This is a genomic window from Nonomuraea sp. NPDC048826 (genome assembly GCF_043198225.1).
Classification (GTDB): domain Bacteria; phylum Actinomycetota; class Actinomycetes; order Streptosporangiales; family Streptosporangiaceae; genus Nonomuraea.
Genome location: NZ_JBICUQ010000007.1, coordinates 327,060 through 339,316 on the forward strand (window position 1 = coordinate 327,060; position 12,257 = coordinate 339,316).

Sequence of the window (12,257 nt, forward strand, 5' to 3'; positions counted from 1 at the left end):
GGTTGAATGCCACCAGTCGCTCGGCCCGATAGATTGATCCCGTGTCGACGACCATGATCCGCGTCCCGGCCGGGGTGCCCGCCCGCCTCGAAGACGGGTTCGTCCGGATCCGGCGCGAGCTGAAACTGCCCGACGCCTTCCCCGCCAAGGTGGCCGAGGAGGCCGCCTGGGTGGCCCAGGTGCCCAGACCGGGCGGCGAGGACCTGACCGAGCTGCCGTTCGTCACCGTGGACCCGCCCGGCTCGATGGACCTGGACCAGGCGTTCCACCTGGAGCGGCTGGGCGGCGGCTACCGGGTCTGGTACGCGATCGCCGACGTGGGCGCGTTCGTCCGCCCCGGCGGCGTGATCGACGCCGAGGCGCGGGCCAGGGGCGCCACCGTCTACCTCCCCGACGGCAACGTGCCGCTGCATCCGCGGGTGCTGTCGGAGGGCGCGGCCAGCCTGCTGCCGGGCGCCGAGCGTCCCGCCGTGGTCTGGCGGATCGACCTCGACGGCGACGGCGGCACGGTCGGCGTCGACGTGCTGCGGGCGCGGGTGCGCAGCCGCGAGCGGCTCGACTACGAGTACGTGCAGGCGGCGGTCGAGACGGGCACCGCCGACGGCCCGATCGGCCTGCTGGCCGAGATCGGCAGGCTGCGCCTGGAGCTGGAGCGCGCCCGGGGCGGCGTGACGCTGCCGACGCCGGAGCAGCAGCTGGTGCCCGCCGACGACGGCTACCGGCTGGAATACCGGCTGCCGCTGCCCGCCGAGGCGTGGAACGCCCAGCTGTCGCTGCTGGCCGGGCTGGCGGCGGCGCAGCTGATGCTGGACGCGGAGATCGGGCTGCTGCGGGTGCTGCCCGCGCCCCGGCCCGCCGACCTCGACCGGGTGCGCCGGGTGGCGCGGGCCCTGGACGTGCCGTGGCCCGAAGGCGCCGGCTACGGAGCGGTGGTGCACGACCTGGACGCCAAGGCGCCCCGGCACGCGGCGTTCCTGCACGAGGCGCGGGTGCTGCTGCGCGGCGCCGGATACGCGGCCTTCGACGGGGCGCCGCCGAAGCTGGCCGAGCACGCCGCGGTCGCGGCCCCGTACGCGCACGTCACCGCCCCGCTGCGGCGGCTGGCGGACCGGTACGCGACCGAGGTGTGCCTGGCGATCGCGGCGGGCGAGCCGGTGCCGTCGGACGTGCGCCGGGCGCTGGCCGAGCTGCCCGAGCTGATGGCGGTCTCCGGCCGGCGCGCGAGTGCGGCCGAACGGGCCTGCGTCGACCTCGCCGAGGCCTACCTGCTGCGCGACCGGATCGGGCAGGAGTTCCCCGCGATGGTGGTCGACGTGGACGAGCGCGGCGGCGGGCTGGTGCAGCTCGCCGACCCGGCGGTGATCGCGCGCTGCGACGGCGAGCTGCCGCTGGGCGAGAATGTCACCGTACGGCTCGTACGCGCCGAACCGGCCACCCGCGAGGTCCGCTTCGCCCTCCCTGAGCAGCCCTGAGCCCGCGCCCCTGAGACCAACCCCGAGCCTTGGACAGGGCGCGGCTCACACCAGCGACGAGTACGCCACCACCCCGCGCCGCATCCCGTCGACGGCCTTCGTCGCGGTCTGCCTGATCGCGCTGCCCGGCGGGGCCGCGTCGCCGAGCTGGCCGAGCAGGTCCATCAGCTGCTTGATCCAGCGGACGAAGTCGCCGGCGGCCAGCTCGTTGCCGTTGACGCCCTCCATCAGCACCGCGTCGAGGCTGTGGCCCTTCGTCCACCGGAACGCCGCCCAGGCGAACCCCAGATCGGGCTCGCGGATGGTGGACAGGCCGTGGTCGGCCTCGATGCCCTCCAGCTCGCCCCACAGCCGGATCATGGCCGTCAGCGCGTCCTGCGCCCGCCCGGCGGGGATCTTCGGCCTGCGCGCGTCGTCGGACTGACGCGACTCGAACACCAGCGCCGACACGCACGCCGCCAGCTCCGCCGGGTCGAGCTCCTCCCACAGGCCGCTGCGCAGGCATTCGGCGGTCAGCAGGTCGAGCTCGGTGTAGAGGCGGCCCAGGCGGCGGCCCTCGTCGGTGACGTGCTCGCCGTCGAGGTAGCCCAGCTGCTCCAGCACCGAGCAGATGCGGTCGAAGGTGCGCGAGATGACGTGGGAGCGGCCCTCCACCCGGCGGCGCAGCCCCTGCGTCTCGCGCAGCAGCTTGTGGTAGCGCTCGGCCCAGCGGGCGTGGTCCTCGCGCTCGTCGCAGCCGTGGCAGGGATGCTGCCGGATGCGCCGGCGCAGGTCGTTGACCTCCTCGTCCTCCACCGCGTGATCGCGCACCCGGGGCGGCTTGCCCAGGTCGCGGTCGCCGATCTTGGCGAGCAGGGTGGAGACCAGGTCGGCCCGCTCCTTCGGCGAGCGGCCGTTGAAGTTCTTCGGGATGCGGATCTTCTCCAGCGGCTCGACCGGCACCGGGAAGTCGGCCGGGTCGAGCTTCTTGACCTGCTTGCCGATGGTCAGCACCAGCGGCGTGGGCCCGGTCGCCACCGACCTGCCGCGCGGGTTGCGGCCCGGGTCGAGCACGATCGCCAGCCCGGCCCGCCGGCCGCCGGGCACCCGGATCACGTCGCCGGGCTCCAGTGCCTCCAGCGAGCGCACCGCCGCCGCGCGCCGGGCCGAGCCCCGCTGGCGGGCCAGCTCGGCCTCCCGGTCGGACAGCCGCCTGCGCAGCGTCGCGTACTCGCCGAAGTCGCCCAGGTGGCAGGTCATCGCCTCCTGGTAGCCCTCCAGCGCCTCCTCCTGCTTGCGCAGCTGCTTGGCCAGCCCGACGACCGCCCGGTCGGCCTGGAACTGCGCGAACGACTCCTCCAGCAGCGCCCTGGCCCGCTCGCGCCCGAACTGGCCGACCAGGTTGACGGCCATGTTGTAGGAGGGCTGGAAGCTGGAGCGCAGGGGGTAGGTGCGGGTGCCGGCCAGGCCGGCCACCGACAGCGGGTCCATGGCGGGCTGCCACAGCACCACCGCGTGGCCCTCGACGTCGATGCCGCGCCGCCCGGCCCGCCCGGTGAGCTGGGTGTATTCGCCGGGGGTGAGGTCGGCGTGGGTCTCGCCGTTCCACTTGTCGAGCTTCTCGATGACCACGCTGCGGGCCGGCATGTTGATGCCCAGGGCCAGCGTCTCGGTCGCGAACACCGCCTTGACCAGGCCGCGGGTGAACAGCTCCTCCACGACCTCCTTGAACGCCGGCAGCATGCCCGCGTGGTGGGCCGCCAGGCCGCGCTCCAGGCAGTCGCGCCACTCGAGGTAGCCCAGCACGGCCAGGTCCTCGTCGGGCAGGTGGGCGGTGCGCTCGTCGACCAGCTGGCGGATCTCGTGGCGCTCCCGCTCGGTCGTGAGCCGGATGCCCGCGTACAGGCACTGCTGCACGGCCGCGTCGCAGCCCGCGCGGGAGAAGATGAAGGTGATGGCGGGCAGCAGCGCCTCGGCGTCGAGCTTCTCGATCACCTGCGCCCGGTCGGGCGGCCTGGCCCGGGTGGGCCGGCCGTAGCCGCGCCCGCGGCGGCCGGCCATCAGCCGTTCGGCGTCGCGCGTGACCCGCATCAGCGTCGGGTTGATGCGCGGCACGTCGTCCTCGGCCATGAACAGGTCGTAGATGCGGTTGCCGACCATCATATGCTGCCACAGCGGCACCGGGCGGTGCTCGTCGACGATCACCGTGGTGTCGCCGCGCACCTCGCCGAGCCACTCGCCGAACTCCTCGGCGTTGCTGACCGTGGCCGACAGCGCCACCAGCCGGACCGACTCCGGCAGGTGGATGATGACCTCTTCCCAGACCGCGCCGCGGAACCGGTCGGCCAGGTAGTGGACCTCGTCCATGACGGCGAAGCCCAGCCCGGCCAGCGTGGCCGAGCCGGCGTAGAGCATGTTGCGCAGCACCTCGGTCGTCATGACGACGATGGGCGCCTCGCCGTTGATGCTGTTGTCGCCGGTCAGCAGGCCGACCTTGGCGGTGCCGTACCGTTTGACCAGGTCGTTGTACTTCTGGTTGGACAACGCCTTGATCGGGGTGGTGTAGAAGCACTTGCGGCCCTGCTCCAGGGCCAGGTGGACGGCGAACTCGCCGACGACCGTCTTGCCCGACCCGGTGGGAGCCGCCACCAGCACGCCGTCGCCCGCCTCCAGCGCCCGGCAGGCGTCGATCTGGAAGTCGTCGAGCTCGAACTCGTACAGGCCCCGGAACGATCGGAGCGCGGGCGCGTCCCCCGAGTATTTCTGACGGAAGGCCGCGTAGCGCTCCGCTGGCGTTGTCATAAGCGCCAGCCTACCGAAACCGCCATTCCGGTCGGGCCCCGCGGTGATTGTCCTGTCCGAGCGCCTTTACAAAGTACGGTCAGCCGAGGACGGTCAGTGCCCCCGGCCGCACCTCGCAGGTGACCGGGCTCGGCCCGATCCGCTCCCCGTCGGCGTAGGCCACCACGCCGGGCGCCTCCAGCCGCACCTTCCTGGCCCGCCGGACGGTGACGGCCCGGTGGCCCACGTGGGTGCCGCGGTAGACGCTGGGGAACACCCGCACGAACTCGGCCTTGCCCAGCGCCTCCACCATCATCACGTCCAGCAGCCCGTCGTCGGGCAGCGCGTCCGGGCACACCCGCATCCCCGCACCGTAGGAGCAGGTGTTGCCCACGGCCACCAGCATCGCCTCCCGCTCGAACGGCTCGCCGTCGTCGAGCGTGACCCGGAACGGGATGGGCGTGAACGCGCGCAGCTCCTGCGCGGTGGCCAGCAGGTAGCGGGCCATGCCGGGCGGCCAGGTGAGCCGGTTGGCGCGCTCGTTGACCCGCGAGTCGAACCCGCAGCACACCACCCCGGCGAACAGCTCCTCACCCTCGCCGGTGCTGATCCGGGCGGCGTCGACGGCCCTCGGCCGCATCCGCAGGATGGCTCCGGCCGCGGCGATCGGGTCCTTGTGCGGAAGGCCGAGCGCGGCCGCGATGTCGTTGCCGGTGCCGGCGGGGATGATGCCGAGCGGCACGTCGGTGCCGGCCACCGCCTGCACGGCCAGATGGACGAGCCCGTCGCCGCCGAAGGCGACGAGCGCGTCCGGCCGCTCGGCGACCGCGAGGCAGGCCCGGTCGAGCGCGTCGGCGGCGTCGTCGCCGACGATCACGGACAGCTCGGCGCCCCCCGCGCGCAGCCTGCGGGCGACCGGCTCGAGCAGGCGGAGCGTCCTTCCGCCGCGTGCGGTGGGGTTGACGAGCAGGGCGAGATGGGGGGCCACGCCCCGGAACCTACCGCCTACCGCGCGGTTCCGGAATCCTCTTCGAGTGTCCGGTCGGCCGGGTCGGGCTCGATCGGCGAGGCCTCGTCGTCGGACAGGTGGTCGAACTCGCTCGCCGGCTGCCGCTTCTCGCGCAGGTACATGAACAGCTCCGCCGCCGCGAACAGCACGATCATCGGGGCGGCCAGCGCCATCATGGTGATCGGGTCGCCGCCCGGGGTGACGACCGCGCCGAAGACGAACATCAGGAAGATGACGAGCCGCCGGTGCTTGGCCACGGTGGCGTGCGGCAGCACCCCGATGAGGTTGAGGAACACCAGCAGCAGCGGCAGCTCGAACGACACCCCGAAGATCAGCAGCATGATCAGGACGTAGTCGAGATACTGGTCGATCGCGATGGTCGCGACCGTGCCCTCGAGGCTGAAGCCGAGCAGGAAGCCCAGCGCGGTGTCCATGATCAGGTAGGACAGCGCCGCGCCCACGGCGAACAGGGGCACGGCCAGCCCCAGAAACGTCATCGTGTAGCGCTTCTCGGCGCGGTAGAGCGCGGGGGTGACGAACGCCCAGATCTGGTAGAGCCAGACCGGCGACGACAGCACCAGGCCGACCATCAGCGAGATCTTCAGCGTGATGAAGAAGGACGAGAAGATGCCGTTGTAGGTGAGGCTGCACTCGCCGGTGAGCTGGTGCGACTGGGCGGTGGAGCAGTAGGGCTCCTTGAGGACCTCCCACACCGGCCCGGACACGATCCAGCCGAGGATCACGCCCACCGTGACGCCCGCCAGCGCGATCAGCAGGCGGTTGCGAAGCTCACGGAGGTGGTCCATGAGCGGCATCCGGCCCTCGGTGTCGCGCTCCGCCTTGGGCCGTGACCTTCTCAGCAGCGCCATCGATGAGTCCTGGGGACGAGGGGACGGGGTCAGGGACGCTTGTCGGCCTGGGCGGCGGCGCGCAGGCGCGCGGCCTGCTCCTCCAGCTGGCGGGCCTGCTCCTCGGCCGACAGCTCCGGCCCGGGGGCGGCGTGCAGCTGCGCCGGAGGCGCCGGCTGCGCCTGCGGCTGCGGCTGGGCCTGCACCACGGTCGGCTTGTTGTCGTCGTCGTCATCGGTCAGCTTGCTGGTCTCCGCCTTGAAGATGCGCAGGGACCGGCCGACGCCACGAGCGAGATCCGGCAGCTTCTTGGCCCCGAAGAGGAGGACCAGGGCCACCAGGATCAGGATGATCTCCGGAGCTCCCAAGTTCATGTGACGTCCTTCATGGTGAGAGCGAGGTGCGGTCTTTCCCCCCGATCGTACGCTGCCCGCGCCGCTGCCTCATCCCCCCGCATCCTCATTGCGATCGAAATGATGGCGAATGTTATTAATTGTCCTGTTCAGCTCGGTTGCGGCGGTGCTGACCCGGACCGCCGCGACCCCCACCACGGCCACGCCGGCCACGCCGAGCCCGATCGACGCCAGGATCCATGTCATGCCTGGCGAGCGTACAGCCCGAGAGCCCGCTCGGCCTCCTCACGCACCCGCTCGGCCGTCCGCGGCGGCGAGACGACGCGGCCGGTGTCGCCGAGCCGCAGGGCCAGCTTGAGTATCCAGTCGTCGTCGCGGGCGCGCAGCGCGATCCGCAGCCGCCCCTCGCCCAGCTCGGTGACCTGCTCGCACGGGTAGTACTCGGCGACCCACCGCCCGGCGGCGGTGACCTCCAGCTCCACCAGCTCGTCGGTGGGCGACGGCCTGAACACGCCCTGGGCGACGTCGATCGGCTCGGCCCCGGCGGGCGGGTCGGCGGGCTCGTCGAGCACCTCGACCCCGAGCATCCGGTCGAGCCTGAACAGCCGCATCGCCTCGGCGCGGTAGCACCAGCACTCCAGGTAGGTGCGGCCGTCGACGACCACGATGCGCATCGGGTCGACCTCGCGCGGGGTCACCTCGTCGCGGCCCGGCACGTAGTAGCGCAGCGACAGCCGCCGCTTCCTGGTCAGCCCCTCGCGCACCCGGGGCAGCGCGTCGGGGGCGGCGTCGACGTCGACGGCCACCTGGCTGCTGACGGCGGCGGCGCCCTCGCCGGCGGCCCGCTCCAGCTTGGCCACCACGCGGGGCAGCGCGTCGCCCGGCACCTCGGCCAGCTCGGGGGTGGCGGCGAGCATCCGCAGCGCCACCAGCAGCGCGCTGGCCTCGTCGATGCCGAGCCGCAGCGGCCTGGCGATGGTGTCGGCGTTGTCGATGAGGATCTCGCCGCCGTCCCAGGAGACGTCGATGAGGTCGCCGGGGGTGTGGCCGGGCAGCCCGCACATCCACACCAGCTGCAGGTCGTCGATGAGCTGCTTCTCGGTCAGCCCGAACACCTCGGCCACCTCTCCCACCTGGGCGCCCGGATGGGACATCAGGTAAGGCACGAGAGCCAGCAGCCTCGGCAGCCGGTCGGCGGATCCGCTCACGCCAGCGCCCCCTTCAGTCGGCGGATGACGGCCTCGCGCGCGTCGGGCGGCCCGGCCACCTCGACGTCGGAGCCGAGGCTGGCCATCCATCCGGCCAGCCGTTCTGGATCGGTGAAGGGCAGCTCGGCCTCGTCCCAGCCGTCACCGCCGGGGCGCACGGCCTTGGCCAGCTGCCGCAGCCCCTCGCAGGCGCCGTGGCGGACGCGTACCACCGCGACCCGCTCCTGGGCCGGCTCGTCCGGGAAGGCCACCATGGCCCGCAGGTCGACGCCCTCGGGCACCTCGACCGCGCCGGCCTTGCCGACGGTGGTGACCTGGCCGGTGATGCGGCTGAGCCGGAAGGCGCGCGGCGCCTCGCGGTCGCGGTCGTGACCCGCGAGGTACCACCGGCCGCGGCGGCTCACCACGCCCCACGGCTCGACGGTGCGGCTGCGCACGTTCTCGCTGCCCGCGCTCCGGTAGTCGAACCTGACCACCTTCCGGTCGCGCACCGCCTGCCACAGCGCGGGGAACGCCGGGTCGCGGGTGTCGACGCGCAGCTCCAGCGCCCCTCCCCCGATGCCGCCCCCGATGCCCCCGCCGATGCCGCCGCCGAGCGCGTCGTCGGTGTGGACGCCGCCCGCGCGCAGCTTCAGCAGCGCGCCCGAGGCCGCCTCGGCCAGGCTGGCGCGCTGCCACACCTGGGCGGCCAGGCCCAGGACGGCGGCCTCGTCGGGTTCGAGCGTGATCTCGGGCAGCTCGTAGGACTGCCGCTCGATGCGGTAGCCGGGCTCGTCCTCCCAGGGATCGCGCACCACGTCGATGGGGATGCCGATCTCGCGCAGCTCGTTCTTGTCGCGCTCGAACATCCGCTGGAATGCCTCGTCGCTCTCGCGGTCGTAACCGGGCACCGCCTGCCTGATCTGCTCGGCCGGCAGCGGACGGCGGGTGGCGAGCAGGCAGATCACCAGATTCAGCAACCGCTCGGTCTTACGGCGCGACATCTGCTCACTCCTCCTTCAACGACGCTACCCTGCCCCCGTGATCAGATGGCGCAAGGGCGAGGTCGTACGGATCCGGCGCGAGTGGCCGGGAGCGATGGAACTGGATGTCGCCGTCCCCGAGGAGGACGGCCCGCCCGGCTCGGAGCCTGGCGTGCCGTGCCGGGCGCTGGCCTACCCGTCTCTGGTGGGCCGCCCCGAGCCCGGCGACGAGGTGCTGCTCAACACGACGGCACTCGCGATGGGTCTCGGTACGGGAGGTTACGCCATGGTGGTGGCCGTGCCGAACCGTTTGCCGGAAGATCCGCGAGGTCCCGGGCACCTGGTGAAGGCGCGCTACACGCCGTTGCAGGCCACGGTGCTGGGCGCGGACGAGCAGGACTCGCCGCACCATGAGACGTTGCGCGAGGCGGACTCGGTCGACGGGATGCCGGTGGTGGTGGCCGACCTGCACTCGGCGCTGGCGCCGATCCTGTGCGGGCTGTACGCGGACGCCGGCCGCGAGGTGCGGGTCGCGTACGTGATGCAGGACGGCGGGGCGCTGCCCGCGTGGTTCTCTATGTCGGCGGCGGCGCTGCGGGAGCAGGGCTGGCTGGCCGGGACGGTCACGGTGGGCCAGGCGTTCGGCGGTGACGTGGAGGCGGTCACCACCCACACGGGACTGCTGGCGGCCCGCCACGTGCTGGGCGCGGACGTGGCGGTGGTCGCGCAGGGGCCGGGCAACCTGGGTTCGGGGACCCGGTGGGGGTTCTCCGGGGTGTCGGCCGGCGAGGCGGTCAACGCCGCCTCGGTGCTGCTCGGCCGGCCGGTCGCGGCACTGCGGGTGAGCGAGGGCGACCGGCGGGAGCGCCACTACGGGATCTCGCACCACTCGCTGACCGCCTACGGCCGGGTGGCGCTGGCCCGGGCCCGGGTGCCGGTGCCGATCCTGCCGGGGGCGTTCGGGGAGCGGGTGCGCGACCAGGCCGAGCTGCTGGCCGTCCGGCACGAGCTGGTGCCGGTCGAGGTGGACGGCCTGCACGAGGCGCTGCGCGGGTCGCCGGTGCGGCTGTCGACGATGGGCCGGGGGCTGGAGGAGGACCTGCCCTACTTCCTGGCCTCGGCGGCGGCGGGCAGGCTGGCGGCCTCGCTGCTGGTGTAGGAGTCCTTGAACGTGAACGCCTCGGGGCCCGGCCCTTCGGTCCTGAGGCGGTCCAGCCGTGCCATCCCCTCGGCGAGCGACGGGATGACGCCGTCGGGCACCCACCACATCACCATGTACGACTCCGCCACCCGGTGGAACCACTCCCGGCGGCGGCGCAGCACCTCCAGGTGACCGCTGCGGTAGACGTAGTTCCACAGCGTGTCGAGGTCCTCCCACACCGAGAAGTTGACCAGCAGGTGGTCGCCGTAGTCGTGCACCACGGTCGCGGTGGGGTCGGTCTCGCTCTCCTTGAGCCGCCACACGAAGCCCGGGGCCTGGTCGGCGAGCGTGTTGATCGGTTCGAGCAGCGCGACGAACTCGGCCAGCTCGGCCGAGTCGATGGGGGCGCGCAGATGGGCGATGTTGAGCTGGGCGAGATGCATGACGTTCAGCGAACCATCCCTGGACCTTCTATGTCAATCTTCATTTGTTTTAGAAAGGGCGACGCAGCACTCCCCCGGCCGCGGATCCAGCCTGGCCCGCCCCGGGTCGTCGCCCAGCCCGTCGAGCAGGCCCTGGCACAGGGCCAGGTTCATGGAGCAGACGAGCAGCGGCTGCTCGCGCGAGAGCACGTGGAACGGGCAGTTGCGCATGCGCAGGACGGCCCCTTCGGCGTACGGCTCGTAGCCGCGCTCGCGCAGCACCTCCTCCACGGGCCTGCCGCCGCCGCGCCGCCCCAGCCGCTCGCCGGCCTGACGGGCGGCGTGCTCGGCCTGCTCCTCGGCGCCGAGCGCGTCCACCACGCCGGCGAGCACGGAGGCGAGCGTGCCGTAGTCGCGCGGCGGCAGGCTCACCGACCGCTCGCCCGCGGCCCTGCGGTAGACCTTGGCGGGCCGGCCGCTGCCCGGCCCCTTCCGCTCCTGCGGGCGGAAGCCGCTCTCCAGCAGCCCCGCCTCGACGAGCTTGTCGAGGTGGTGCCCGGCGAGGGTGCGGGAGACCCCGGCGGCCTCCGCCGCCTCCTGCCTGCCCACCTCGCCGCCGCCCCCGGCCACCGCCTCGTACAGGCTGCGTCGTACGGGATCGTGCAGCAGGCCGAGGGCATCGAGGTCGTCGTCGCTCACAGCCCGGAGTCTAGGACGGTTCCCAGCCTCTTCCGGACCTGCTTCAGGGTGCGGGCGTCGCACACCAGGCGGGCGGCCGTCGGCGCAAGTCAGTAGGCGGCGAGCACGTCCACCACGAACACCAGGGTCTCCCCCGGCGGGACGGCGTCGGTCCCGGTGTCCCCGTACGCGTCCCCTGGCGGCACCACCATGGCCACCCGGCTCCCGGCGGAGACGTCGGCCAGCGCGCGGTTCCAGCCCGCGATGACGCTCCCGTCCCCGATCGTGACAGCCTCGGGGCGGCCGCGTTCCCAGGTGGAGGTGAAGACCCGGCGGTCGCTCCACGTCGCGCCCGCGTACTGCACCACCAGCAGCCGCCCGGTCCCGGCCGGCGGCCCGGCGCCCCGCGCCAGCACGGCGACCGCCATCCGCTCCGGCGGCTCCCCCTCGGGAATCTCCAGCGCGGGCACCGCCCCACCCCCGACCCGCACCCCGGCCACGGCCCCTGCCCCGGCCTCGACAACGGCCCCAGCGGGGTGCGCCCCGAGGATGTCGATGACGTAGAACAGATCCGCGGCCCCGGACGCGCTTCCGGAGGCAGGGCTTACGCCCATACTCCCTGGCCCGGTCCCGGAGGCGGGGCCGGACGCGGCGGTCTCAGACAGGGTTCCGGAGGCGGGGTGGTACGGGGTGCTGGAGCGTACGTGGCCGTCACCCGATGATCCGGCCCGCAGGGGGATGGCGGCTGTCACGCGGCTGCCCGCGCGGCGGCCCTCGAGGGCGGTGTCCAGGCCCGGAGGAAGAGCGCCGAGCGGGAAGGCGGTGGGGGTGCCGCGGTTGAAGGTCGAGGCGAGGAGGCGGTTCTCGCGGCCGTCCCACAGATGGGCGGTGTACTGGACGACGGCCACGCCGCCGGGCTCCAGGGGCGCACCCTCGCCCGTGGCCGGTTCCGTCACGTGCACGCCGGCGGGCGGCGGACCGGCCGGGAAGGTGATCGTGGGCCGCGCGCCGAAGACCCCCGCGACCCGTGGCCCGGCCACTTCCGGTTCCTCCCCGGTGCACGCGGTCATGAGTGCGACGAACGGGAACACGAGCGCGACGACCCGGCCCTTCCAGCCCGCAGGTCTTTCCGACGCGCGGCGTCCTCGTGTCCTCACCGGCCAGGCCGATGCCGGGCGACCCGTCACCGGGACCTCACCGCGCCGCAGGCCCGGCCCGATCGGCCGGGGGGACGCGGCGTGAGGGCTGGGCAACCGGGTGACCTCCCCGCGCGGGCGTGCGCCTCCCCCGGAAGCCGGGGGCTCGGCGGATCCGGGCTGATCACGCTCGCGCCGTACGCGAGCCCCGCGATGCTACCGCGCCGCCACGACGGCCGTCAGGGATGCGACCGACCAGGACGAAACA

Annotated in this window: 12 protein-coding genes; 2 read left to right on the forward strand and 10 right to left on the reverse strand. The window is 73.4% G+C overall.

Translation table 11 applies throughout. From position 1 onward, the window contains the following. The first annotated feature begins 41 nt into the window (after window positions 1–41). Complete coding sequence (locus tag ACGFI7_RS26390; protein ID WP_393409240.1) at window positions 42–1,472, forward strand: RNB domain-containing ribonuclease; 1,431 nt, start codon at window positions 42–44, stop codon at window positions 1,470–1,472. A gap of 45 nt (window positions 1,473–1,517) precedes the next feature. Here ACGFI7_RS26390 and ACGFI7_RS26395 read toward each other — a convergent pair whose 3' ends face one another. The 7 genes from ACGFI7_RS26395 to ACGFI7_RS26425 all read right to left on the reverse strand — a co-directional run bounded on the left by ACGFI7_RS26395 (window position 1,518) and on the right by ACGFI7_RS26425 (window position 8,633). Then, entirely contained in the window at window positions 1,518–4,253 is a 2,736-nt protein-coding gene (locus ACGFI7_RS26395; RefSeq protein ID WP_393409241.1) for a DEAD/DEAH box helicase, read from the reverse strand. 79 nt (window positions 4,254–4,332) lie between these two features. Continuing rightward, window positions 4,333–5,220: a diacylglycerol/lipid kinase family protein gene (locus ACGFI7_RS26400; RefSeq protein ID WP_393409242.1), complete on the reverse strand. Its 888-nt coding sequence runs from the start codon at window positions 5,218–5,220 to the stop codon at window positions 4,333–4,335. Between the two features lie 17 nt (window positions 5,221–5,237). Then, window positions 5,238–6,110 (reverse strand): twin-arginine translocase subunit TatC, encoded by an 873-nt coding sequence (gene tatC, locus ACGFI7_RS26405; RefSeq protein WP_393409243.1) that lies wholly within the window; start codon window positions 6,108–6,110, stop codon window positions 5,238–5,240. 29 nt (window positions 6,111–6,139) lie between these two features. After that, window positions 6,140–6,463 carry a Sec-independent protein translocase subunit TatA gene (gene tatA / locus ACGFI7_RS26410; protein ID WP_393409244.1) on the reverse strand — a complete coding sequence of 108 codons (324 nt, stop codon included), beginning with the start codon at window positions 6,461–6,463 and terminating at the stop codon, window positions 6,140–6,142. Window positions 6,464–6,532: 69 nt separating this feature from the next. Beyond that, on the reverse strand, window positions 6,533–6,688 hold the full coding sequence (locus tag ACGFI7_RS26415; protein WP_393409246.1) for a hypothetical protein: 156 nt from the start codon (window positions 6,686–6,688) through the stop codon (window positions 6,533–6,535). After that, a complete protein-coding gene (locus ACGFI7_RS26420; protein ID WP_393409247.1) occupies window positions 6,685–7,650 on the reverse strand; it encodes a helix-turn-helix transcriptional regulator in 966 nt (321 codons plus the stop codon). The genes ACGFI7_RS26415 and ACGFI7_RS26420 overlap by 4 nt, the downstream gene beginning before the upstream one ends. Then, window positions 7,647–8,633 carry a helix-turn-helix transcriptional regulator gene (locus ACGFI7_RS26425; RefSeq protein WP_393409249.1) on the reverse strand — a complete coding sequence of 329 codons (987 nt, stop codon included), beginning with the start codon at window positions 8,631–8,633 and terminating at the stop codon, window positions 7,647–7,649. The genes ACGFI7_RS26420 and ACGFI7_RS26425 overlap by 4 nt, the downstream gene beginning before the upstream one ends. Before the next feature lie 37 nt (window positions 8,634–8,670). Here ACGFI7_RS26425 and ACGFI7_RS26430 point away from each other — a divergent pair, with 37 nt between their 5' ends. Then, on the forward strand, window positions 8,671–9,771 hold the full coding sequence (locus ACGFI7_RS26430; RefSeq protein WP_393409250.1) for a DUF3866 family protein: 1,101 nt from the start codon (window positions 8,671–8,673) through the stop codon (window positions 9,769–9,771). On the opposite strand, the gene ACGFI7_RS26435 is transcribed toward ACGFI7_RS26430, so the two are convergent. From ACGFI7_RS26435 to ACGFI7_RS26445, 3 genes are all read right to left on the reverse strand, one after another. Beyond that, window positions 9,717–10,196, reverse strand: a complete 480-nt coding sequence (locus ACGFI7_RS26435) for a DUF3291 domain-containing protein (RefSeq protein WP_393409251.1) — start codon at window positions 10,194–10,196, stop codon at window positions 9,717–9,719. The two genes, ACGFI7_RS26430 and ACGFI7_RS26435, sit on opposite strands and share 55 nt — an antisense overlap. 33 nt (window positions 10,197–10,229) lie before the next feature. Further along, window positions 10,230–10,874, reverse strand: coding sequence for a helix-turn-helix transcriptional regulator (locus ACGFI7_RS26440; RefSeq protein WP_393409252.1), 645 nt, complete (start codon window positions 10,872–10,874; stop codon window positions 10,230–10,232). 89 nt (window positions 10,875–10,963) lie between these two features. After that, window positions 10,964–11,893 (reverse strand): FKBP-type peptidyl-prolyl cis-trans isomerase, encoded by a 930-nt coding sequence (locus ACGFI7_RS26445; RefSeq protein WP_393409253.1) that lies wholly within the window; start codon window positions 11,891–11,893, stop codon window positions 10,964–10,966. Window positions 11,894–12,257: the final 364 nt, after the last annotated feature.